This is a genomic window from Burkholderia sp. BE12, assembly GCF_002959955.1.
GTDB lineage: Bacteria > Pseudomonadota > Gammaproteobacteria > Burkholderiales > Burkholderiaceae > Burkholderia.
This window is the reverse complement of the sequence record NZ_PREY01000012.1, coordinates 54,176-77,652: the sequence shown is the minus strand read 5'-3', so window position 1 is coordinate 77,652 and position 23,477 is coordinate 54,176. Positions and strand designations below refer to the sequence as shown.

General features: G+C 63.9%; 15 protein-coding genes and 2 pseudogenes. 12 read left to right on the top strand and 5 right to left on the bottom strand.

Annotation, left to right across the window (positions count from 1 at the left end; all coding sequences use genetic code 11):
- Window positions 1-8: 8 nt before the first annotated feature.
- From tssH to C4B30_RS15530, 8 genes are all read left to right on the top strand, one after another.
- Window positions 9-2,678: a type VI secretion system ATPase TssH gene (gene tssH / locus C4B30_RS15565; protein ID WP_027783382.1), complete on the top strand. Its 2,670-nt coding sequence runs from the start codon at window positions 9-11 to the stop codon at window positions 2,676-2,678.
- A 43-nt stretch (window positions 2,679-2,721) separates the two neighbouring features.
- The gene (gene tssA / locus C4B30_RS15560; RefSeq protein WP_027783383.1) at window positions 2,722-3,843 is read left to right on the top strand and encodes a type VI secretion system protein TssA; all 1,122 of its coding nucleotides are present in this window, start codon (window positions 2,722-2,724) and stop codon (window positions 3,841-3,843) included.
- A gap of 68 nt (window positions 3,844-3,911) precedes the next feature.
- Window positions 3,912-6,470, top strand: coding sequence for a type VI secretion system Vgr family protein (locus C4B30_RS15555; RefSeq protein WP_027783384.1), 2,559 nt, complete (start codon window positions 3,912-3,914; stop codon window positions 6,468-6,470).
- A complete protein-coding gene (locus C4B30_RS15550; protein WP_027783385.1) occupies window positions 6,470-7,492 on the top strand; it encodes a DUF4123 domain-containing protein in 1,023 nt (340 codons plus the stop codon). Before C4B30_RS15555 ends, C4B30_RS15550 begins: the two co-directional genes overlap by 1 nt.
- A 28-nt stretch (window positions 7,493-7,520) precedes the next feature.
- Entirely contained in the window at window positions 7,521-8,306 is a 786-nt protein-coding gene (locus C4B30_RS15545; protein ID WP_158683500.1) for a hypothetical protein, read from the top strand.
- A gap of 209 nt (window positions 8,307-8,515) precedes the next feature.
- Window positions 8,516-9,370, top strand: a complete 855-nt coding sequence (locus C4B30_RS15540) for a DUF3304 domain-containing protein (RefSeq protein ID WP_027783387.1) — start codon at window positions 8,516-8,518, stop codon at window positions 9,368-9,370.
- Window positions 9,371-9,488: 118 nt separating this feature from the next.
- Window positions 9,489-10,409 (top strand): DUF3304 domain-containing protein, encoded by a 921-nt coding sequence (locus C4B30_RS15535; protein ID WP_034185457.1) that lies wholly within the window; start codon window positions 9,489-9,491, stop codon window positions 10,407-10,409.
- The gene (locus C4B30_RS15530) at window positions 10,396-12,657 is read left to right on the top strand and encodes a DUF2235 domain-containing protein (RefSeq protein ID WP_027783389.1); all 2,262 of its coding nucleotides are present in this window, start codon (window positions 10,396-10,398) and stop codon (window positions 12,655-12,657) included. Before C4B30_RS15535 ends, C4B30_RS15530 begins: the two co-directional genes overlap by 14 nt.
- A 62-nt stretch (window positions 12,658-12,719) precedes the next feature.
- On the opposite strand, the pseudogene C4B30_RS15525 reads toward C4B30_RS15530, so the two are convergent.
- A pseudogene (locus tag C4B30_RS15525) lies at window positions 12,720-12,968 on the bottom strand (OmpA family protein); the annotation flags it as partial.
- A gap of 295 nt (window positions 12,969-13,263) precedes the next feature.
- Between C4B30_RS15525 and C4B30_RS15520 the strand changes: the two are divergent.
- From C4B30_RS15520 to C4B30_RS15510, 3 genes and pseudogenes are all read left to right on the top strand, one after another.
- Complete coding sequence (locus C4B30_RS15520; RefSeq protein ID WP_419188574.1) at window positions 13,264-14,130, top strand: DUF3304 domain-containing protein; 867 nt, start codon at window positions 13,264-13,266, stop codon at window positions 14,128-14,130.
- A 61-nt stretch (window positions 14,131-14,191) separates the two neighbouring features.
- A pseudogene (locus C4B30_RS15515) lies at window positions 14,192-14,996 on the top strand (DUF3304 domain-containing protein).
- A 21-nt stretch (window positions 14,997-15,017) separates the two neighbouring features.
- Entirely contained in the window at window positions 15,018-15,212 is a 195-nt protein-coding gene (locus C4B30_RS15510; protein WP_027783392.1) for a hypothetical protein, read from the top strand.
- A 92-nt stretch (window positions 15,213-15,304) separates the two neighbouring features.
- On the opposite strand, the gene C4B30_RS15505 is transcribed toward C4B30_RS15510, so the two are convergent.
- The 4 genes from C4B30_RS15505 to C4B30_RS15490 form a co-directional block, all read right to left on the bottom strand.
- Window positions 15,305-16,243 (bottom strand): OmpA family protein, encoded by a 939-nt coding sequence (locus C4B30_RS15505; RefSeq protein ID WP_027783393.1) that lies wholly within the window; start codon window positions 16,241-16,243, stop codon window positions 15,305-15,307.
- A gap of 4 nt (window positions 16,244-16,247) precedes the next feature.
- On the bottom strand, window positions 16,248-17,237 hold the full coding sequence (gene tagF, locus C4B30_RS15500) for a type VI secretion system-associated protein TagF (protein WP_027783394.1): 990 nt from the start codon (window positions 17,235-17,237) through the stop codon (window positions 16,248-16,250).
- Window positions 17,234-21,208: a type VI secretion system membrane subunit TssM gene (gene tssM, locus C4B30_RS15495; RefSeq protein WP_027783395.1), complete on the bottom strand. Its 3,975-nt coding sequence runs from the start codon at window positions 21,206-21,208 to the stop codon at window positions 17,234-17,236. Before tssM ends, tagF begins: the two co-directional genes overlap by 4 nt.
- Window positions 21,209-21,512: 304 nt before the next feature.
- Window positions 21,513-22,358, bottom strand: coding sequence for a M15 family metallopeptidase (locus C4B30_RS15490; RefSeq protein WP_027783396.1), 846 nt, complete (start codon window positions 22,356-22,358; stop codon window positions 21,513-21,515).
- 121 nt (window positions 22,359-22,479) lie between these two features.
- Between C4B30_RS15490 and C4B30_RS15485 the strand changes: the two genes are divergently transcribed.
- Window positions 22,480-23,466 (top strand): hypothetical protein, encoded by a 987-nt coding sequence (locus C4B30_RS15485; protein WP_027783397.1) that lies wholly within the window; start codon window positions 22,480-22,482, stop codon window positions 23,464-23,466.
- The last annotated feature ends 11 nt before the right edge of the window (window positions 23,467-23,477 follow it).

Below are 23,477 nucleotides of genomic sequence, written 5' to 3'. Positions count from 1 at the left end.
TCGACGCCATGAGCACGCCTCTGAAGACCCTGATCACGAAACTGAACCCGCTGTGTCGCCACGCGACCGAGCGTGCGGCGAGCGCGTGCCTGGCGCGCGGCCACTACGAGGTCGATCTGGAGCACCTGTTCCTCGCGTTGCTCGACGAAGCGACGGGCGACCTGCCGCTCGCATTGCGCGCGAGCCGCGTCGATCCGCATGCGCTGCATGCCGATCTCGAACGTGAGCTGACGCGCCTGAAGACGGGCAACACGCGCACGCCGGTGTTCTCCGTGCATCTGATCGCGCTGTTCGAGCAGGCGTGGCTGATCGCGTCGCTCGATTCGCAGCTCGGCCGCATCCGTTCGGGGCACCTGCTGCTCGCGCTGCTGACCGCGCCGGATCTCGCGCAGTTCGCGCAACGGATGTCGTCGCGGTTCGCGGAAATGAACGTGACGGACCTGAAGCACAAGTTCGACGAAATCATGGCCGGTTCGAGCGAAGCCGAGCCGCGCCAGGCGGACGACGACGGCAGCGACGTCGCGCCGGCCGGCGACGGCATGGCGCCCGCGGCCGGCCCGTCGAAGACGCCCGCGCTCGACACGTACACGACCAACCTCACGCAGCGCGCGCGCGACGGCAAGATCGATCCGGTGATCGGCCGCGAAGCGGAGATCCGCCAGGCGATCGACATCCTGATGCGCCGCCGCCAGAACAACCCGATCATGACTGGCGAGGCCGGCGTCGGCAAAACGGCGGTCGTCGAAGGGCTCGCGCTGCGGATCGCGGCCGACGACGTGCCGCCGCCGTTGCGCGGCGTCGCGCTGCATGTGCTCGACATGGGGCTGCTGCAGGCCGGCGCGAGCGTGAAGGGCGAGTTCGAGAACCGTCTGAAGAGCGTGATCGACGAGGTGAAGAAGAGCGCGCATCCGATCATCCTGTTCATCGACGAGGCGCACACGATCATCGGCGCGGGCGGTCAGGCCGGCCAGAACGACGCGGCGAACCTGCTGAAGCCGGCGCTCGCGCGCGGCGAGCTGCGCACGATCGCCGCGACGACGTGGAGCGAATACAAGAAGTACTTCGAGAAGGACGCGGCGCTCGCGCGGCGCTTCCAGGTCGTGAAGGTCGAGGAGCCGAGCGAGCCGCTGGCCGCCGCGATGCTGCGCGGGATGTCGGGCCTGATGGAGAAGCATTTCAACGTGCGGATTCTCGACGATGCGATCACCGAGGCCGTGCGCCTGTCGCATCGCTACATCAGCGGCCGCCAGTTGCCGGACAAGGCGATCAGCGTGCTCGACACCGCGTGCGCGAAGGTCGCGCTCGCGCACAGCGCGACGCCGGCCGCGATCGACGATACCAAGAAGCGCATCGAGCGCATCGATGCGGAAATCGCGTCGCTGGAGCGCGAGGCGGCGGGCGGTGCGGTGCACGACGAGCGGCTCGGCGAGCTGCGCGGCGCGCGCGACACGGCGCTTGAACAACTGGCGAAGGATGAGGAACGCTACGAAGCCGAGCGCGTGATCGTCGCCGAGATCACCGAACTGCGCGACGCGCTCGACCGCGCGCGCGGCCCGGCGGAAGACGGCCAGCCGGTCGACGTGCAGGCCACCCGCGACAAGCTCGCCGAACGCGTCGCGGCGTTGCATGCGCTACAGGGCGGCGAGCCGATGGTGCCGCTGCAGGTCGACGGCCACGTGGTCGCCGAGATCGTCGCCGCGTGGACGGGCATTCCGCTCGGCCGGATGGTGAAGGACGAGATCGACACCGTGCTGAACCTGCAGTCGCTGCTCGGCGCGCGCGTGATCGGCCAGGACCATGCGCTGGAGGCGATCGCGCAGCGCGTGCGCACCGCGACCGCGAACCTCGAGGATCCGAACAAGCCGCGCGGCGTGTTCATGTTCGTCGGGCCGTCGGGCGTCGGCAAGACCGAGACGGCGCTGGCGCTGGCCGACATCCTGTACGGCGGCGAGCGCAAGATGGTCACGATCAACATGAGCGAGTACCAGGAAGCGCACAGCGTGTCGGGCCTGAAGGGTTCGCCGCCGGGCTACGTCGGTTACGGCGAAGGCGGCGTGCTGACCGAGGCCGTGCGCCGCAACCCGTATTCCGTCGTGCTGCTCGATGAGGTCGAGAAGGCGCACCCGGATGTGCTCGAAATGTTCTTCCAGGTGTTCGACAAGGGTGCGATGGACGACGCCGAAGGGCGCGAGATCGACTTCCGCAACACGCTGATCATCCTGACGTCGAACGTCGGCTCGGCCGCGGTGATGCAGGCCTGCCTGAACAAGCCGGCCGAGGAATTGCCCGATCCGGACGCGCTTGCCGAGACGCTGCGTCCGCAGTTGTACAAGACCTTCAAGCCGGCGTTCCTCGGCCGGATGAAGGTCGTCCCGTACTACCCGATTTCCGACGACGTGCTGGCCGAGATCATCGAACTGAAGCTCGAACGCATCCGCCGCCGGATCGAGACGAACCACAAGGCCGCGTTCGAATGGGACGAATCGCTCGTCGAGGCGGTGCTCGCGCGCTGCACCGAGGTCGACTCGGGCGCCCGCAACGTCGACCACATCCTGAACGGCACGCTGCTGCCGGAGATCGCGGGCCACGTGCTCGGGCGGATCGCCGACGGCGCGGCCATCGCGCGCATCGCGGTGCGCGCGGACGAGGCCGGCGAATTCGCCTATACGGTCGAATGAGTTCGGCGCGCGACATCTCATGCATCAACGGATTCACTGAACCATGCCGATCAATCTCCCCGAGCTGCTGACGCCGGTCAGCGAGGCGTCGCCCAGCGGCGACGACCTGCTGTTTTCGAACGAATTCGACGCGATCCAGGACGCGCGGCGCTATGACGACCCGACGCTCGACCAGGGCGAGTGGGTGACCGAGATCAAGGAGGCCGACTGGGGCTTCGTCGTCGATCATGCGGGCGAGCTGCTGCGCACGCGCACGAAGGACCTGCGGCTCGCCGTATGGCTGACCGAGGCGCTCGCGCTCGAGGACGGCATCACGGGCCTCACCGAAGGCTATGCGCTGCTCGAGGGCCTGTGCCGCGAGTTCTGGGACACCTTCCACCCGCTGCCCGAGGACGACGACATCGAGCACCGGCTCGGCAACGTCGCGTGGCTGTCCGGCCGCACGGCCGAGCTGCTGCGCGCGGTGCCGCTGACGGACGGCGCATCGAATGCGTTCAGCACGCTCGACTGGGAAGTCGCGCAGCACGTCGCGCAGTCGATCAAGCGCGACCCCGACCACGCGGACGACATCGCGCGCGGCAAGCCGTCGATCGAGCAGATCGACGCGTCGCGGCGCGTGACGTCGATCGCGTTCTACACGACGCTGCTGGCGAATCTGAAGGCGTTCGAATTCGCGCTCGATGCGTTCGAGGAGCGGCTCGTCGAACGCGCGGGCGATTCGGCCCCGAGCTTCCGGCAGGCGCGCGACGCGTTCGAGACGGTGTACCGGCTCGCCGAGCGCTTTGCGCGCGAGCAAGGATATACGGGCAGCGCGCCGCACACGCCGTCGGCGCCGCAGGCCCAGCCCGAACGCATCGAGCCGGTTTTCGGCAATTCGATCCAGACCGAGGAGACTCACGTGCAGCAGCAGACCGCTTCGCGTCCTCCGGTGACGCAGATGATCGCCGGCATCCAGAACCGCGCGCAGGCCGTCGACCAGTTGCGTGCGGTGGCGCGCTATTTCCGTCAGACCGAGCCGCACAGCCCGGTCGCGTATCTCGCCGACAAGGCGGCCGAATGGGCCGACATGCCGCTGCACAAGTGGCTCGAGAGCGTCGTGAAGGACGACGGCTCGCTGTCGCACATTCGCGAATTGCTGGGTGTGAGGCCGGACGAGCAGTCGTGAGCGCCGGGTTGTTGACCTGAGAGCGCGAGCCCAGCGGGTTCGCGGCAGACAAGAACATGGATTGACGCATGAACGTGACCGAACTCGCACAGGCGATTCGCGGCGGCCTGATTCAGCAGGATCGCCTGCTGAAGGCGGACATTCCGTCGTTGCCGAACAATGCGCTCGTGCCGCGCCGCGCCGTGACCTCTTCGGAGCTCGGGCGCGATTTCAGCGTCGAGCTGGACCTGGTCTCCACCGCGAGCGACGTCGAGCTCAAGACGCTGATCGCGAAGCCGATGACGCTGTGGATCCAGCAGGCGGACAAGTCGTATCTTCCGATCAACGGCTATATCCATACGGCGCGTCGGCTTGGCGCGGACGGTAGCTTGTCGAGCTACCAGCTGACTTTCGCGTCGTGGATGCACTTCCTCAAGTTCCGCAGCGACATGCGGTACTGGCAGGACGAGCGTGTCGATACGATTCTGGCCGACGTGTTCGACGCGCATCCTCAGGCCAAGGGGCAGTATCAGTTCGCGTTGTCGAAGCCGCTGCCGTTGCGTTCGTACTGCCGCCAGAGCGAAACCGACTGGAACTTCGTGCATCGCCTGATGGAAGAAGAAGGGCTATTTGGCTTCTGGCGGCACAGCGACGACGGCAACGCGCACACGCTGGTCATTACCGACGACCTGCATGCGGTCGATGAACTGTCGCCGAAAACCGTCAGATTCGACCATTCGGGAGCGGGCACGGAGACTGCGGGTTTCACGCAATGGGCGGCATCGCGGACGTTGCAGAGTACGCTGCACACGACGCGTACCTTCGACTACAAGTCGCCGTCCTCGCCGGGCAATCCGAACGGTACGACGTTGCCGACGAAGGCCGGCCAGGGAGATCTGCCGGATCAGGCGGAAATCTACGAATACACCGGTGCGTATACGTATGCGGGGCAGGATCGCGGCGAACATCTGTCGAAGATTCGTCTCGAGGAGTGGGAGTCGCGCGCGAAGCGCTTCTTCGGCGTGGGCGGCGTGCGGGGGATCGATGCCGGGCGACGCTTCACGCTGGCGGATCACCCCGAGCATGATCGCGATGCCGCGCAAGACCGGGAATTCGCGGCACTGAAGGTGTCGCGGTACATCGAGAACAACCTGCCGATCTCGGACCACGAAGCGAATTTCCCGCACAGTCTGCAGGGACGGCTGGCACAGGTGAAAGCCGGTCATGGCGAAGCGGCTGCATTCGAAGTGGGGCATGACGACGGTTCAGCCGGGTTCTATCTCGTCGAAGTCGAAGCACAACGCGCGGCCGTGCCGTATCGCAGCCCGTTCGAGCACCGGAAGCCCGCGATGCAGCTCGAAACGGCCGTCGTCGTCGGGCCGAAGGGCGAGGAGGTTCATACGGACGAACTGAACCGGATCAAGGTCATGTTCGTCTGGGACCGGCAGAGCGAAGGCCGCGAAAACGCGTCGTGCTGGATGCGCGTCGTGCAGTCGGATACCGGCGGCGGTTACGGCGGCGTCCATATTCCGCGGGTCGGCGAGGAAGTGATGATCGGCTACATCGGCGGGGACTGCGACCGGCCGATCGTGATGCATCGCGTCTACAACGGGGCCGCCAAGCCGCAGTGGCATAGCGACGGGATCCTGTCGGGTTTCCGGTCGAAGGAGTATGCGGGATCGGGTCACAACGAGATGGTGCTCGACGACGCGACCGGGCAGAACCGGGCGCGCCTGTTCAGCAGCAGTGCGAATTCGATGCTGCATCTCGGCTATCTGATCGAGCAGAACGGCAACACGCGGGGCGCGTACCTCGGTTCGGGGTTCGACTTGCGGACAGATGCGTATGGCGCCGTGCGTGCCGGGCAGGGGCTGTATGTCACGACGCATCCGAAGCAGGCGAACAGCCAGCCGCTCGATGTGAGCGAAGCGCAGCAGCAGCTCGTCAATGCGGAAGGGCTGCTGGAATCGATGTCGCAGGTCAGTGAAATGCATCAGGCGGAGAGTCTCGGCACAGGCCACGACGCGCTGAAGCAATTCACCGACGCGACGCAGAACAGCGTGGCGGGCGCGACCTCGGGCGGCAGGACGGCGGGCGGCGGGACCGGTAATGCGAATGCGTTCAAGGAGCCGGTGATGCTGTTCGCGAGCCCTGCGGGGATCGGGATGGCGTCGCAGCAGTCGGTGCATCTGGCGAGCGACCGGCAGACCAATATCGTCAGTGGCGAAAGTACGTTCATTACCAGTGGGAAGTCGCTGATCGCCGGCATCCGGGATCGTATCAGTCTGTTCGCGCAGAACGCCGGGATGAAGTTGTTCGCCGCGAAGGGCAAGGTCGAGGTTCAGGCGCACGCGGACAGTGTCGAGCTTACCGCGCAGAAGGCCGTGAAGATGGTGTCGGCGACGGAGAATGTCGACGTGGCCGCCAAGCGGGAGATCCTGCTGACGTCCGGCGGCGCCTATATCCGGATCAAGGGCGGCAACATCGAGATTCATGCGCCCGGGAAGATCGATTTCAAGGGTGCCCAGCACCAGTTCAGCGGCCCGACGAGCATGCCGTATCCGCTGCCCGCGATGCCGGGCGGTACGTGCAAGCAATGCGTGCTGAATGCACATAGCGGGCGCGAGTCGATGGTCGAGGCGGATTGATGGACGAAGTCAACGATACGGGCGAAGCCATCGAGGTGGCCGCGGATCTGCCGAATCCGCGCGAGCCTGAATGGCCGGTATTCCTCGAGACACTGAAGGCATCGCTGGAGCGCAAGGCTGACGACGGTAGAGCGATGAAGCTTTACGTGCTCGTCGATACGCGCGGTTATCAGGAGTTGGACACGCAGCTTGCAGCCGTGCGCGGGCTGCGTCATGCGTCGCTTTGGGCCGATACCGGGCTGGAGGCCTATACGGATATCGCACCGTACCTGATCGCGTTCGACCGGCACGCGCTCGACGACGAGAACACCGAGCAGCATCGCGTGCTGCGGCAACTGTGGCTGGACGCGGTCGATCTGCATGCGGTGACGTGGTTGTGCTCGGCGTGGTCGTTCGATGCACTCGACGCGCATCTGCGCCAGTACGTGAAGTACACGTTGCCGAATGGCCGCGCGTACTACCTGTTCTTCTTCGACAACCATGTGTTCGGGCGGCTCCGGCAGGTGTGGAGCGATGCGCAGGCGCGGCAGTTCGTTGCGCCGTTCGACGAGATTCGCTACCGCGATCGGCGGCTTGAGGAAGTCGTGTGGCGTAATGACATGCCGTTGATCGAAGGCACGGCGTTGGCCGGCGATGCGCCGGGCTTGAGCGAGCAGCAGCATGCGCAGTTGATCGAACTCGGGTATCCGGACAAGCTCGTGCTGAAGTTTCGGGAGACGATGGCGGCCGTGGTCGACCATCTGTCCGATGCGCAACTGTATGACCAGGTTGTCGAGCAACTCGATCGTGCAACTGCGCGCGGAATCGCCGAAGAAGCGGAATTGCAGTGCTACGTGATGACGGGCGTGCTGGTTGGGCCCCGGTTCGACGAACATCCGGCGGTACGGGCGTGCCTGGGGGCCGTGGCTCATGGAGAGACGACGCTCAATGACGCGCTGGCGACGATCGACGACGCGACGTGGGATGCGATTCGCGATGCGCACGAGCGGGAATTGCTGGAGGTGCACAGTGGCGTGGCGTAAGTCGGTGGCGGTGGTGTGCCTGTTCGCGATGGCCTTGAGCGCATGCGGCAAGTCGGAGCCGGTGTATAGCGGGATTTCGGTGATGGGCCGGAATTATCTGCCGTACAACATGGACGGGTTTACCGTGACTGACGCGTATGGAAACAAGGCCCACGGTGGGGGCGACGATCCGCCCGGCGCAGGCGGGGGGAGTTTGAAGTGCTGCTACAAGCTCAAGGGCACGGAGTTTGTCGTCGAGTGGAACTACTACGATGTCGACCAGTGGCATAAGGGTGACGAGCGGATGTTCCGTGGCGACGCGAAGGTATCGATGTCACCGTCGCAGTCCCCCGACGATGTTGGTGCCCGGATTCTCGAAGTGCACTTCTTTCCGGATCGGCACGTTGAGCTCCAGTTCCCCGGCGAGATGCTGGATGACGATCGATTGCCAATGGTCGATGTCGTCAGGTGGATGAAGCATTTTCAGGCTCGGCTAGACAAGCGATACGACGAACGCGAGGACCAGCAGTTTCGTCGCGTTGCGCGCGTCGTTGCGGCGGCATGGTTGAAATACCGGCTGATTGATCTCGATGATTTGAAGCAGTACGCGTACTACGACTTGCTGGTGAATAGTCGATTCGATGCGCATCCGGAGGTTCAGCGCATCCTGCAGTCGGTCGCCAGCAAGCCCGGGATGTTCGCGCAATCGATGCAATCGCTGCCGAAGAGCGTATTGTCCGCGTTGACGAACGACGAGTTCGAAGCGGTGGTGGTGCCGGCGATACCCGATGGCTTGTTGCCGTCACCGCGTGCAGAGGATGCACGGCGTGGCTGATCGTATCGGGCGCGTCTCGTATGAAATTTTCGATGTGGACGAGCGGGATTGATGACACGTGGACGTCGGCGCGATTGACGCGCGGCGACGGAAATAGGTGCGGCGCGCTTAGTGGCTTGTCGCTGAGGATATTCGGATGGTTGGGGCTGGTCGATGTTGGCATGGCGGGTCGGTCGCGATTCGGAAGGGAAACATCAATGAATAGAGCAATGAGGGTGTCGAGTCTGGCGAGTCGTGTTCTGGCAGGGTGCTTGCTCGCGGTGGCCATGACCGCATGCGGGAAGTCGGAGCCGACCTACAGCGGGATTTCGGTCATGGCCCAGAACTATCTACCCTATAACCTGGACAAGTTCACGATCGTTGACGCATACGGCAACAAGGCTAGTGGCGGTGGCGACAGCATGCCGGGCGGTGGCGGGGGCGTTACTTGCTGCTATCAACTCAAGGGGACCGTTTTCACGGTCAAGTGGGACTACTACGATGTTGACCAGTGGCATAAAGGCGACGAGCAGACGTTTCATGCCGAAGCAACGGTCGCGTTGCCTCCGTCAAAGGTTCCGAAGAACGTAGGGACACGAATTGTCGCGGTTCATTTTTATCCGGATCGTCACGTTGAACTTCAGTTTCCCGCTGCGCCAATGGATGATTCCCGCATTCCGATGATCGACGTGTCTCACTGGATATCGAGTCACTACCAGGAGCAGTTGAACAAGCGCTACGACGAGCGCGAGGATCAGCAGTATCGGCGCATCGTTCGCGTCCTTTCTGCAGCGTGGTTGAAGTACCGGCTGACTGAGTCTGATGACTTGAAGCAGTACGCATACTACGACTTGCTGGTGAATAGTCGATTCGATGCGCATCCGGAAATTCAGCGAGTCTTGAAAGCGGCTGCCCATCAACCCGGCGCGTTCGCAACTTCGATGCGATCTCTATCAAGAAACGTGTTATCTGAGTTGACGAACGACAACTTCAATGCGGTGACCGTCCCGGCGATTCCAGACGGCTTGCTGCCGCCGTGGCGTACGAGGGAGGCAGCACGGGAGCAGTCGACATACCGGATGTAACGGCAGAGTGGATGCCAAAGCGGCCGCTGTTCGAATTGACGAACGACAATATTGAGCTAGTCGACAGGTCGCCGTGTCGTCGACGGCATCTTGTCGCGGCTATGTGAAGAGAATGCTTATGCCTGATCGCATGCAACACACTGCACTGAAATTCCATGCGGCTGTTCCCGGCCGCCACACCATGCGCACGGCTGGCGGACGGTTGTCCGCTGCATTGCGAGTCGCCGCGGTGAGCTTGCTGTTCGTGTCGATGGCGGCATGCAGCAAGTCTGATCCGACCTACGCGAGCATTTCAACAGAGGCACTGAACTACCTGCCGTACAACCTTGTTCGGTTCACGATTACCGATCAGTTTGGCAACAAGGCACGCGGAGGTGGTGATCTGGAGCCCGGGGCTGGGGAAGGCAGCATCGCCTGCTGTTACTTGCTGAAAGGCACCGATTTCAAGGTTCAGTGGACGTATTACGATGCGGACGACTGGCGGCCGGGCGAGCAGGTGAAAAAACAGCAGGCGGAGGCGGCTGTCTCGTTGCCGCTGACCAAGGCGCCGGATTCGATCGGCTCGCGCATTCTCGAGGTTCACTTCTACCCCGATCGTCATGTCGAACTGGCTTTTCCCGGCGAGATGCTGGGAAGTACGCGATTGCCGATTGTGGAGGTTTCGCGTGACCTGACGAAAAGATACGGAAAGCGGCTCGACAAGAAATACGAGGACAACGATGCCCAGTCGCATCGCCGGATTTCGAGAGCCGTTGCGGAGGCTTGGCTCAAATACCGCTTCACCGATCGCAGCGACCTCGAGCAATACGCGTATTACGCGCTTCTGGTGAATCCGCGGTTCGACGCCCACCCGGAAGTGCAGAAACTCATCCAATCGAGCAAGGGGAAGCCGGGCGCATTCGCGAAGGCGGCGGCAACCCTGCCGCCGACGGTTGCTAGGGACCTTGGGCAGAACCGATTCCAGGCGGTTGCGGTGCCGTCGATTCCTGCGGGGCTGGTGCCGCCCCCACGTGAGGAGAATAGCAATGGCCGGAGCTAACGATCGAAACGCAATTCGACTCGATCCGGATGATGCTACGCCGCAGAGCGTTCGCATGGCAGTCGACAAGATGGCGGCTGACAACTATCCGAAGGGGGACTGTCTGCCGTGTGGGGCAACGATCCGTATCGGCGTATTCTTCGATGCGTTCGGTCGCAGCAAGGACGAAGACGATCCGGATAGCGGACTGTACTCGAACATCTCGCGTCTTTTCGATGCGCACCGTACCAACATGGACGTCGACCGTCCCGTGAATCAGTTCTGGTTCCGACTTTACTATTCGGGCCTCGGTACGGACCTCAACGCGGATGCCAAATCGAACGACTGGCTCAATGCCGGCCTCGCTGCGGCGAACATGGTCGGCAAGAATGCGCTCGCCGCAGCAAAAGGCGTGGCAGAGTCGGTCGCACGCGTGAACCAGCCGATCAAGCAACTGGATGTGAAAAGTCGCGCGACGACGGCAGCGAAGCAGTCCGCTGCAGAGTTTTCGTTTCGGCCGATGCTGAATGCTTTCAACGATTTCAAGAAAGACATCCAGAACATTCCTCGAACCGCGCGCCGCATCGCGAATGTGCTGGACGCATCGCCGGAGCGGATATGGGAGCGCACGAAGGCGGGCGGCATCGCGGTGTTTCGGAACGCGAAGAACGATCTGAAGCATAATCCGCTCAAGATCGTGCAATCGACAGTCCGTCAGGTCATTACGGGAATCGCGATCGAAAACGTACCGATCGTGCGTGATTCGCAAGTGATGAGCGTCTACTTCGGTACTGGCGTCGATTCACGGCTCGTCGCCGCGCAGGACCAGCTGGAAAAAGCGGTCGAGGCGGTCAAGGGACAGATGTCGAAGATTCGAAAGATCGAAGTATCAGTGTTTGGCGCAGACCGCGGCTGCGTGCTCGCGCGCGCGTTCGTCAATGATCTGGCTACCAAGTACAAGCGCCGGGACGATCAGGATCTTGCGCTCGATGGCATTTCGCTTGAAATAAAATTCGTCGGTTTGCTGGATGCGGTGTCGTCGATCATGTCGGAAGAGGCTGGCGAGATTATCGGCATCCTTCCGTTTCTCGGGACCATCAAGCCGAATTACAAGGACCGGTCGCTTGCCGTGCCGGCGAGTGTCCAGCGATGCGTGCATTTCGCCGCCGCTCACGAGATGCGCATGTACCAGCGTCTCGACAGCCTGGAAAAGACCCGCGCCGAGCAGCGGCTCTATCCGGGAACGAGCAGCGATGTAGCGGGCGGTTCGCTGCATGGCTCGTTAGGCTTCAATGCGGAGCTGATGCGTGTTCCGCTCAGGGACATGCTGTTCGAAGCGCTCAAGGCCGGCAGTGCGCTCCTCGACATGGAAACGCTGGCCAAGCGGAGACCTGACGTATTCAGCCGCTTCTCGATTGCGACGCCGATCACCTATGAAGGCAAGCAATACAAGATCAAGGCGCTTGTCGATGCGTACCGCAAGGTCGTTCCGGATACGCAAGGCGTGAACTTTCTGCCGCATGCGGAGGTATTTCTGCGCTGGATCGCCATGCGGTACCAGGATCCGGAATTCCGTCATTCCGTGACCGACCCAGCGACCGAGTGGCGCAAGGACGTCGAAAAGGCCGACTACGACCGACGTGACGCAAAAGCGAAGCTCGACTGGGCAATGATGGGCAGCAAGCGGATGGACACGCCCGAGATCCAGAAGCTGAAGCTCGCGAAGCAGGTGGCGGATAAGCGTTACAACGATCTATGGAAGGACGTCCCGCCAAGCAACTACACGACGGTCTGGCAGCGCCTCGATAACGAGGCGAAGGAGATGACTGGCAAGTGGGAGAAAATGCGACCGGAATACGAGGCACGGCAACAGCGCCGCTTCGTGCAGTCGTTCAACAACAAGCTTACCTATACGCCGCTGTTCCTCGCGCCGGCGCTTGCAAGCCACGTCGAGCTGAAGGAGGACGAAATTGCACTCGTCAAGGCTTGGCAGCAGGGGTATGCGGGAAAGAACCCGCTTCCGTCCGAGGTGATGGCGCTGTTCGACATGCTTGTTCACGATACGTTGCTGACGAGCTGGCAGGATCACGTGCTCGCACCATCACTGTACTTCAGGACACGGGACAAGGACGTGTTCGGAACGACGAATTACGCGAAGGAAGACGAGCAGCGCAGGAACGACGATCTCACCGCCGAACGGGTCGAACAGGCGAGCAAGCAGAGTCAGCAATGGGCGAGGGGCTACAAGGGGACGCCCCCTACGCGTTGACGTTATTGCACGACGTGCATCGCTTTCCGCATAGCTAACGCCCCCGATCGTACGGGGGCGACTCACTGCGAGCCGCCCCGCCACCTCGCTGCCCCACCATCCGCCGTATCATTCGGCGCGATCGGCTGATCCGGCCCGACGCCCATCGTCGTCATCTGCTGCGGCGGAATGCTCTTCGTGATCAGGTAACCCTTCACCGCATCCGCGCGCGCCTGGCTCAGCGCGATGTTCGACGTCCGGTTCCCCGAGTTGTCGGTGTGGCCGATGATGTCGACCGTGCGGTTCTGCATCTTCGCGAGCGCGGCCGCCATTCAGTTTCTTGGTGGGCTTCTGGGCTCCAGCCAGGGATGTTCGCAAGATCGATGCAGTCGCTATCGAAAAATGTACCGTCTGCGGTGACGAGCGGCAGGTTTGAGCCGGTCGTCGTGTCGATGATTCTCGATGGGCTGATACCGTCGCCACATGCGGACGCTGCGCGGCATGGCTGATTGCATCGAGAGCAGTTCGGGCAACGAGAGACGGACTCGTCTGACGACACGAGTGAGCGAAACCAATGCAATCTATACGTCGGCAGGGCATGCGGGCAATATTCGGAAGGAAAACTCAATGAGTAGAGCAATGAGATGTTCGAGTATGGTGAGTCGCGTGCTGGCGGGGTGTTTCCTCGTGGCCGCCGTGGCGGCATGCAACAAGTCGGAGCCGACGTATAGCGGTGTTTCGGTTACCGCTCACAACTATCTGCCGTACAACATAGATGGATTTACGATCAACGATGCTTCCGGAAACAAAGCAAGCGGAGGGAATAGCTTGCCGGGTGGCGTAGGGGGGGTGACTTGTTGCTACAAGCTCCAAGGTACCGAGTTCACGGTCAAATGGAATTATGTCGACGTCGACCAGTGGCACAAAGGCAACGAGGAAACGCTTCACGCCGAGGCAAAGGCTACGTTGTCTCCGTCGCAGGTTCCGGAGAAGATCGGTGATCGAGTTCTCGAAGTTCACTTCTATCCGGATCGTCACGTCGAGCTTCAGTTTCCTGGCGCGCTGATGGATGAATCGCGCATTCCGATGATCGATGTGTCACGTTGGATATCGAGTCACTACCAGGAGCAGTTGAACAAGCGCTACGACGAGCGTGAGGATCAGCAGTTTCGTCGCATCGTTCGCGTCGTTGCATCTGCGTGGTTGAAATACCGTTTGACTGATCGTGATGATTTGAATCGGTACGCGTATTTCAGTTTGCTCGTCAACGATCGATTCGATGCGCATCCCGAGGTCCAGCGCATCTTGCAAAGCACAGCAGGCCGGTGGGGCGCATTCGCGACTTCGATGCAGGCACTGCCGAAGAGCGTTCTGTCCGAGTTGAGAAGCGATGAATTCACGGCGGTGGCTGTGCCGCCCATTTCCGCAGGCCTGTTGCCGCCGCCGCGGGTGGTGAACGAACGGCGCGGTTGGAAGGAAAACATCAATGAATAGGGCCGTGGATTTTTCGAGGTCGGCGAGCCGCGTAGTGGCAGGGTGCCTGTTGGTGACGACCATGGCAGCATGCGGCAAGTCGGAACCCGCGTATAGCGGGATTTCGGTGATCGGCCGGAATTATCTGCCGTACAACATGGACGGTTTCACCATTACCGATGCATATGGAAACCAGGCGAGCGGCGGGGGGAGATGATCCACCCGGTGCTGGTGGAGGAAGCGTGGCATGTTGCTACAAGCTCAAGGGAACTGAGTTCACGGTCCGGTGGAGGTACTACGATGCGGATCGTTGGACACAGGAGGACTCGCATATGCAGCAGAGCGAGACGAAGGTCGTGATGTCGCCTTCGCCCATTCCCGGCGAGGTTGGAAGTCGTGTTCTCGAAGTTCATTTTTACCCCGATCGTCACGTCGAGCTTCAGTTTCCCGGTGGACTTCTGGACGATTCACGCGTTCCGATCGTCGAGGTGTCGCGATGGATGGTCACTCACTATCAAACGAAACTCGACGAGAAGTTTGACGACACGGATGGACAGTCGCATCGACGCGTCGCTCGCATCGTTGCTGGCGCATGGCTGAAATACCACCTGACCGATCGGAGCGATCTCGAACAGTACGCGTACTACAGCTTGCTTGTGAACAAGCGGTTCGATGCGCATCCGGAGATTCAGCGAGTCTTGCAGACGGCCGCTGCTCAGCCGGGTATGTTTGCAAAGTCGATGCAGTCGCTATCGAAGAATGTACTGTTTGCGTTGACGACCGACAGGTTTGAGCCGGTCATTGTGCCGACGATTCCTGATGGGCTGATACCGCCGCCACATGTGGAGAAGAAGCAGCATGGGAGAGATGCTCGGGCTCGGGATTGACGTTCGAGCGGCAATTGGCAAGTGGGCAAGCATGATCAAATCGACATACGCCGTGGTGCCGCACGAGACAAGGACGAATTCGGTTCGTCCGATTTCGAAAAGGAAGCAAAGAAGCGCAAGAAGGGCGATCTTGCCGCCGCACGTATTGACCAGGTGGCCAAGCAGAGCGAGGAGTGGGCGCGGGACTACAATGGCGGCGCGACACCGTCCCATTGACGGCGGCCGTTAACCGAAAACGGGCGGCGCATTGCTGCTGCCGCCCGCATCGGATCGCACACCGGCTCGCGATGGAGCCAGCTGCGGCTCGCCTACTGCCCCACCCGGAACTCGATCCTCCGATTCCTCGCCCTTCCCTCCGCCGTATCATTCGGCGCGATCGGCTGATCCGGCCCGACGCCCGTCGTCGTCATCTGCTGCGGTGGAATGCTCTTCGTGATCAGATACCCCTTCACCGCATCCGCACGCGCTTGGCTCAGCGCGATGTTCGAAGTCCGGTTCCCCGAGTTGTCGGTGTGGCCGATGATGTCGACCGTGCGGTTCTGCATCTTCACGAGCGCGGCCGCCATCTGGTCGAGGATCAGCTTGCCCTGTGGCGTCAGCGTCGCGCTGCCGGTCTCGAACTCGATCGTCCGGTTCGCGAGCGTCTGATCGAGCACCCCCTGTTCGGACGCCGACACGCGCAGCCCGTTCTTGATCGTGTACGTCGGGTTCAGCGTGTTGGCCATGTCGCTCGCGAGCTGCTGGCGCTGCGCTTCGTTGTGCACCTCGCCCTTCATCTCGATCTGCGTGCCGTTGATCTTCAGCTGACCCTTGCTGATCTGCTTGAGCTGCGCGCCGAGCAGCTTCTGCACGTTCGCGCTCCAGTTCGGCGGCGTCGCGACGTCGCCCACCTCGATCTGGTCGACGACGTTCGTCGCGCCGTAGGTATCGCGCAGCTTCTGCAGCACGGACGCCTTGGTCGCTTCGTCGGGCACCTTGCCGCCGACGACCACCTGGCCGGGCGCCGCGTTCGCGGGCGGCGGCGTGAGGGTACCGGCCGTGCCGTGCACCACCGTGCCGGACGCGCCCCCGGCGTTCGAGCCGGCCTGCGGCAGCGCGGTCGTCGCGACCGAGCCGTTGCCGACCGGCGTGACGGTCGCGCCGGTGTTCTGCGCGAAGGCCGCGCCGCTCGCGACGAGGCCGGCCGCGAACAGCGCGGCGAGGGCGGTCGAAACGCCTGCGCGTCGTGCGTGATTCATGCGATGCATCCCGTCAGCCTCCGATGAACGCTTCGCGGAACGCGTCGATGGCGACGCGCAGCGAGAGTTGCGGTTGGTCGAGGTAGCTGACGAGCTTGCTGATCTGATGATCGTTTTGCGCATGGGCGTCGATCCACTCGGGATCGTCGATGTCGATGTTGTGGGCGGCGTAGGTCTGCGGGTCGACGACGCTCAGCAGCGTTTTCGCCGACGCGCCGTTGAAGCCGATGACGAGCCGTTCGCGCTCGGCGATCGAGCCGATGAAGATCGCGAGCTCGAAGTCGGCCTGCGCGACGAACGGCGCGATCAGCTCGAGCCAGAACGCGGCGACGAGGCTGCGGTAGAACGGATCCACCGGCAGCGGCAGCGTGAGGCCGCGCTCGATGTGCGACGAGCCGCTCTGCATCACCGGCCGCAGCAGCGAGCCGAGCGCGAGCATCGCGCCGCGCAGCCGCACCGGATGACCGCTTTCGAGCAGCATCTCCTGCAGGCCGTACAGCGACTGGTGTTCGACGAAATCGTTGAAGGTGCCGTCATGCGACGTGCCGGGGCCGCCGATGTCGATCGGCACCTGCGTGTCGCCGAGCGCCTGCAGCGCGCCGGGCGGCTCTTCCTTGCCGAGCAGCGGCGGGATCTGCGTGGCGACGCGCGACCACAGCCGAGCGAACGCGAGCGGGCTGCGCGCGAGGAACGCGAGTGGCCGGTCGACCTCGAGCGCGGTTGCGCCGAGGAACGGGAAGCGGCGCATCGACACGTCGTGGCTCGCGACCATGTGGCCCGCGATCGCGAGCTTGCTGCGCGAGCCGAGGAACGCGAAATGCATCGGCTTCGCGTCCTCGTAGACGATCTTCCAGCGCGGGTCTTCCGCGAGCAGCTCCAGCGCTTGCGCGATCCAGCGATCGAGCGTCTGCAGCAGCTGCGGGTTGTGCGCGCTCTTCACGAAGTCGCCGCGCGACGGAATCTTGCCGAAGTAGGCGATTTGCGCCTGTACGGTTTGCGTCATTGCGCCCTCTGTGCATTCGTTGCGTTGGCGGCCGCGACGGCCGGTGCTGCGCCCGGCGTGCCGGTGCTGGACGTGCCGGTACCGGACGTGCCGGTGCCGGACTGCGTCGCGTTCTGCGCGGCGCCCGCGCTCGCGTCGGCGACCGACGACGGCAGCTGCAGGCCGCGCAGGCTCTGCTGCTGCGGCTGGTCGCCGCCGCCGGTTGACGCTTGCGACGTGCTGATGATGCGCATCGTCACCGACACGTTCACGCTGCCCTGTGCCCACGTCAGGTCGAAGGTGCCGTCCGGACGGCGCTTGCGCTGCGCCGAGTTGATCAGCTTCTCGAGACCGTAGCGGCCCGGCTCGTTGACGAGCTGCACCGTGCGACCGTCGAAGGTCGTCGCGGACAGCGTCGCGCCCGGCGAGCCCTGCGGGTTCGGCCACACGAAGTTGGTCCACTGCGGCGGCGTGTTGCGGTAGCGCAGTTGCTGGCCGTCGATCGCGATCGTGTATTCCGTCGTGCCCGTGCTCGGTTGCGGCAGGATCTGGAACACGGTCTGCGGCTCGGCCGACGCGGCCGCGCTGCCGGCCGCGCCGCCCGCGAGCGGCGCGACCCAGCGGGCGAAGCCGTTCGTGAAGTCCGGCGTGAGCCCGATGCCCATGTCGCCCCACGTGCGGGCGGCGAGCGTGTCGCCGCGGCGCACCGCGAGCGGCCCGAGCGTCGTGCCGACGAACTTCGCGATCGAGCCGTCCGGACCGAACACCTGCGCGATCTCGCCGGCGCCGGCCTCGACCTTCGCGTTCGCCGCGAACGGGTACTTCGTCGCGAGCGAGCTCTGGAACGGCTGGTAGACCTGCGCGTTCCACACCTTGTTGACCTCGGCGCTGGCCGGCTGGATCACGACCGCGAACGCCTGCATCAGCGGCCGCACCAGCAGCGGACGCAGCGACTTGCGTTGCGAATCGGTCAGGCCCGTCAGCATCTGCTCGTCGACGAGCTTCAGCGAATCGGCGAGTTCCGAACCGCTGCCGTCGAGCGTCTGCTGCATCAGCTGGCGCGCGCCCGGGCCCGGGTCGCCCTGGTTCTTGATCACGTTGAAGCGCGTGCGGACCTTCGACAGCGACTCCATGTAGCCCTTCAGCATCGACGTGCCGTCATGCGTCGCGACGATCCGCGCGAGCCCGACGAACTCCTGGCCGATCGGACCCATCGGCACCTCGGCCGGATTGCCGTTGATGTCGATGTTGGCCGCCGCCACCTGGCCGGCCTGCGAGCGCGAGAACAGTTGCTTGACCCAGTTCACGACGCCCGTCTGCGCCTTCTTGATCGTCACGTTCGCGAGCGACGGGTTGTCCCACGACGTCTGGTCGTACGCGGTCTCGAGGATCTTGCGGATCGGCGAATCCTGCGGGTCGCCGAGGCGGTTCATCCCGTCGACGGCCTGGCCGAAGCTGGTGAAGCCCTGTACCGCGATGCCCTGCATGAACTTCTGCCAGTGCTGCGCGTACTCGGTCTTGTACATGCCGACGAGCGTCTTCTGGATCTGCTCGGGGCTGCCCTCGAGCGTCAGGTCGTCCTGCGTCGACGTGTTGAGCACCCAGTCCTTCGCCTGCAGTTCCTTGGTCGCCGCATCGCGGATCGCCGGCTGCACGTAGTCGAACCACGCTTCGCGCGTGAACGTGCCCGGAATCGCGTAGCTGCCTGCCACGAGCCCCTGGTTGCCGTCGCCGACGATGCGCGCGATGGTCATCGGCGCGAAGCGGGTCGACGCGCGGGCCTTGATTTCCTCGTAGACGCGCTGGCGGGCCGGCATGCCGCGCACCACGCGGCGCAGGTTCTCGCGGGTCTGGTCGACGAGCGCGAGGTTCGCGTCGATCATCGGCCAGTCGTCGTCGTTCACGCGCGACAGGTAGAACGAGATCATGCGCTCGGCGCTCCGGATCATCTCGTCGCGCGGCATGTTGCCGCGATTCGTCTCGAGCCAGCCGCGCCAGAAGCGGGCGAGCTGGTCGGTCAGGTGCGCCTGTTCGACGTGGCGCTTGTCGGACAGCATCAGGTACGTCTTCAGCGCGTTGTAGGCGTCCTGCACGTTGGTCGGCGACGCGTCGCTGTAGAGGCCGCCCTGCGGCGCGGCCGCCTGCTGCGGGGCGGCGGCCGGCGCGGCGGCCGACGCGGCCAGCACGGCGCCGGCCTGCGGCGCGGCGCCTGCCGCGTTCGTCGAGACCGGCAGCGTGCCGCCCTGCACGGCGCCCGATTCGGGCGGGCGCGTCATCGGCACGAGCTGGTCGGGGTGCGCGTTCACGTCCTTCATGAACGACGCGAGGTTCTGCGAGACCGGCGCCAGCAGGATCTGGCGCACGCCGTTGTAGTACTCGGTCAGCAGGTGCTGCTCGAGACGGTCGCCCTGGTACAGGCCGAGCGACACCGACATCGGCTTGTCGCGGCGGAACTGTTCGAGCTGCTCGATCCGGTCCTCGAGGATGTCCATCGCCTGCAGGCGCGACTGCAGGTCGTTGCGGCCTTGCTGCAGGCGCGTGACGTTGTCGAGGTCGGCCTGCACGTTCGCGACGAGCTGCTGGTTGCCGATCGTCGACCAGGTCCAGCCGCCGAGCGCGAGCGCGAGCGCCGCGACGAAGCCGAAGAAGGTCGCGTAGCGCAGCCGCGTCTTGGTCGGGCTCGCAAACTGGCGCACCGTCTGACGATCCGCGAAGATCACCTTCGAGAACAGATCGCGCAGGAAGAAGCCGTTCTTCGAGAACGCGCTGTGCGGCTTCGGCAGCGCGCTTCCGTCGAGGCCGAAGCGGTGCGCGATGCGCTGCGCGGCCGTGCTGTTGGTTTCGCCTTCCTGCAGCGCGCTGGTGAAGTAGAAGCCGCGGAAGATCGGCTTGTACTGGAACGGGTTGTTCTCGAACAGCGTCGCGAGGAACGCGCGCAGCGACGGCTTGATCGTCGAGAATTCGAGCGGGAAGCTCAACTGGCCCGGCGACAGCTGGTTGCCGCGCGACAGCGACAGCTGCGCGACGCTGATTTCCTTCAGCCCTTCGTAGAGTTCCTCGAAGTGCGTGTCGAACTGCGCGACGACGTCACGCTTGTCGTCGGGTTCGTAGGGCAGGGTGGCGCCCCACACGCGGTCGTACTCGTGCTTGTCGCTGCTGCTGAAGAATTCGGTGAAGCCGGTGATCAGGTCGGCCTTCGTGAACATCACGTAGACCGGCGCGAACACTTCCAGCTTTTCCGTCAGCTCCTGAACGCGCTGGCGGAGGTTCTTCGCGAGGTTGATCGCGAATTCGGGGCGGTTGCCGGTGAGTTCGGCGATGCTCGCCGTGACGATGATGCCGTTGATCGGCGCCTTCGGACGGTAGCGCTTGAGCAGCCCGAGGAAGCCGAGCCATTCGCTGCGGTCTTCCTCGTGCACCGAATAGCGGCCGGCCGTGTCGAGCAGGATCCCTTCGGTCGTGAAGAACCAGTCGCAGTTACGCGTGCCGCCGATGCCGTGGATCACGGCGCTGTTCTTGTCCGCGAACGGGAACTGCAGGCCGGAGTTGAGCACGGCGCTGCTCTTGCCCGCGGCCGGGTTGCCGATCACGATGTACCACGGCAGCTCGTACAGCGCGGAGCCGCCCGACACCTGGCCGATCTTCGACGTCTTGATCGTCTTCACCGCATCCGACAGGCGCGTGCGCAGCACGTCGAGATCGGCCGTCTTCGCGTCCGGCGCGAGCGCGGCGGCGGCCGGTGCGGCGATCTTGCCGGTTTCCGCCTGCTCTTCCAGCACCTGGCCGAGCTGCTGGTTCGCGCGCTTCACGCGCCAGCGGCGCCACAGCGCGACGACGAGCCACAGCGCGAGGACCGCCGCGAATGCGATCGCCGCCCACAGGAGCGGCAACTGCAGCATGTCGGCGACGATGAACAGGATGGCCGCTAGCGCGACGATCCCGACGATCGAGAGCGTACGCGGATGAGTCAGCACGTTGAGGATGCGTTGCATAGGACGTTCAGGTTCCGGTGCGATTCGGTGAGGCGACGCAGGCGCGCCGAGCGGCAAGGGTGGCGCCGCGATGTGTCGCCATGCTGTCAAACGGGATGAAGGAGGAGGCTGGCATCAACGCGCTCGCGGCATCGGAGAAGGCGCGCGCATTAACGAAAGGACGCTGTGAGATTTAAAACGGAAGCGGCGGCCGGAAAAAATCGCGCACCGGAATGCCCGATTGTTTGCGCCGCCCAGATCGTTTCCTGCCGGGTGATTAAAAAGCCCCATGCCGCCCTCATTATTTCTTGTCCGGCAGCCCTGGCTAGCTGCCGCGTCCCAGTTTAAAACCGGGTTTATGGTATTCCACGTGCCCGAGATCCATCATTTTCCATCGGCCGCCCCAGGTCAGGCCGACTTGCTCGGCGACCTGGCCGTACAACTGGTAGCCGCGCATCGCCCACGGATCTTTCTCGGAAATGACCAGCTTGCCGTCGCGCAGGAATGCGTTATCGGCCGCCAGCCCGAATTGGTGATAACTCTGGAAGGCTGCCGCGTTGGTCACGTTGCTGCCCATCTGTGCCAGCCGGTTCTGCCGTTCCGGGCTCCGGTAACCTTCCAGCAACGCCATTTCATAACCGTGCTGTTCGTGCATGATCTTGTAGACCAGCAGCAAACGCGTACGGAAATCCGGGTCCAGCAGGTTCCAGTCGCGGCTCGCATCCTTCAGCGCCGGGCGGACCTGTTCGACTTCCTTGGTGGCGAAGACTTCCGGCGGCAGCGGCGGGGGCGGCACGAGTTGCTCGCCCTGCAGCAACGCGGCGATTTTCTCGTCGGGCACGCGCGCCGTGTCGTCGTACTGGAACAATTGCCGGCCGCGTAACGCAATGGCGACCAATGGCGGCGTCGCAAGAATACCTGCCGATACCATAATCATCAAGCGCCGCCGAACCAGTAAATTTTGCACATCGCTTAATGCGCCGCGCGTCGCGCTTGCCGATTTAACAATCTGACTCCGCGTGCGCGCGGCGCGATCGTTCGCACGACGCGTAAGGCGGCCGTGAAACTGGGCGACGGATTCAAAAACGGTCGCGCGGATACCCGGTAAAAGCAACAGTGCCGCGACGGCGACGGCAAGGGCGAAATAGGCGACGAGTGCGACGGCTATCAACGAAATCCCCGGAAATTGGAATTGATTGTGTTTTGCAATGCTTGCTCTTAGAATCAGGCTGCTTCGAGAGGCCGGGCTATATTATCGCGGTGAATTAAACCAGGATTCAATGAGACGCTGAATGAGTGCGCCGGAAAATTCAAATTCGAAAACTCCGCCCAGCCTGCTGTCCGATACTAAACCGGCAGGCGAGGGAGGACCTCGGCAGTCGCGCATTCTCGCGGATCTGGAAGGGCGTGTCACGCCGCCCGCCGAGCCGCCGCGCCGTTCGCTGAAGGCGCCGATCGCCGCCGTGGTGGCGTTGGTCGTGGCCGTCGGCGGCTGGGGCGCATGGCGCATGCAGCAGTCGTCGGGCGAACGGCCCGCGGTCGTCGCGGCTGCGCCCGCACCCGCGGCGGCTGCGCCGGACAAGGCCGCACCGGCCAGCGGCGCCGCCGTACAGGTCGCGCAGAACGGCGCATCCGCCGCGTCGGCCGTGCAACCGGCCACGATCGTCAACGACGATTCGGCGTCCCAGGCCGTTGCATCGGCTTCGGCCGCGTCTGCCGCGGACAACAGCCGCCTGTCGCGCGCGCTTGCCAACGGCGCCGACGACGCATCGGGCGCGGCCACGGCCGGCGCAGCCGCAACGGCGGCGGCCGCCGCGGCGGCGACGGCCAAGACGGCGAAGGCCGACGCGTCGAAGAGCACGAAGGTCGCCGCGCACGGCAAGGCCGACACGAAAGCCGAGGCGAAGGCCGACACGAAGGCCGAAGCCCGCAAGCATCGCAAGGAACAGCAGGCCGAGCTCGCGCAGGCGAAGAAGCGCCGCGACGCGACGCCGACCCGAACCGCGAAGGCGGGCGGCAAGGACGATCCGGATGCCGATCTGCTCGCCGCGCTCGTCGCGCGCACGAAGCCGGCCGACAAGAAACTCGCCGCGCAGAAGGGGCAGGCCGTGCCGACCAAGACGGCGGCGGCGACCGGCGGCTCGCTGGCGTCGCGCGTGAAGGAGTGTTCGGAGCGCGGTTTCTTCGAGGATCAGCTGTGCCGCTGGCGCGTGTGCGACGGCCACTGGGGCAAGGATCCCGCGTGCCCGAGCGCCGCGCAGTCGGAGACGCGGCAGTAACGCGTGCCGCG

What these genes read in the sequence shown, in the direction of transcription:
- C4B30_RS15540 (WP_027783387.1), top strand. Translation starts at nt 8,516, where the DNA reads ATGAGGGTGTCGAGTCTGGCGAGTCGTGTTCTGGCAGGGTGCTTGCTC.
- C4B30_RS15520 (WP_419188574.1), top strand. Translation starts at nt 13,264, where the DNA reads ATGAGTAGAGCAATGAGATGTTCGAGTATGGTGAGTCGCGTGCTGGCG.
- C4B30_RS15530 (WP_027783389.1), top strand. Translation starts at nt 10,396, where the DNA reads ATGGCCGGAGCTAACGATCGAAACGCAATTCGACTCGATCCGGATGAT.
- tssH (WP_027783382.1), top strand. Translation starts at nt 9, where the DNA reads ATGAGCACGCCTCTGAAGACCCTGATCACGAAACTGAACCCGCTGTGT.
- C4B30_RS15505 (WP_027783393.1), bottom strand. Translation starts at nt 16,243, where the DNA reads ATGCATCGCATGAATCACGCACGACGCGCAGGCGTTTCGACCGCCCTC.
- C4B30_RS15555 (WP_027783384.1), top strand. Translation starts at nt 3,912, where the DNA reads ATGAACGTGACCGAACTCGCACAGGCGATTCGCGGCGGCCTGATTCAG.
- tssA (WP_027783383.1), top strand. Translation starts at nt 2,722, where the DNA reads ATGCCGATCAATCTCCCCGAGCTGCTGACGCCGGTCAGCGAGGCGTCG.
- C4B30_RS15550 (WP_027783385.1), top strand. Translation starts at nt 6,470, where the DNA reads ATGGACGAAGTCAACGATACGGGCGAAGCCATCGAGGTGGCCGCGGAT.
- C4B30_RS15485 (WP_027783397.1), top strand. Translation starts at nt 22,480, where the DNA reads ATGAGTGCGCCGGAAAATTCAAATTCGAAAACTCCGCCCAGCCTGCTG.
- C4B30_RS15545 (WP_158683500.1), top strand. Translation starts at nt 7,521, where the DNA reads ATGGCCTTGAGCGCATGCGGCAAGTCGGAGCCGGTGTATAGCGGGATT.
- tssM (WP_027783395.1), bottom strand. Translation starts at nt 21,208, where the DNA reads ATGCAACGCATCCTCAACGTGCTGACTCATCCGCGTACGCTCTCGATC.
- C4B30_RS15535 (WP_034185457.1), top strand. Translation starts at nt 9,489, where the DNA reads ATGCCTGATCGCATGCAACACACTGCACTGAAATTCCATGCGGCTGTT.
- tagF (WP_027783394.1), bottom strand. Translation starts at nt 17,237, where the DNA reads ATGACGCAAACCGTACAGGCGCAAATCGCCTACTTCGGCAAGATTCCG.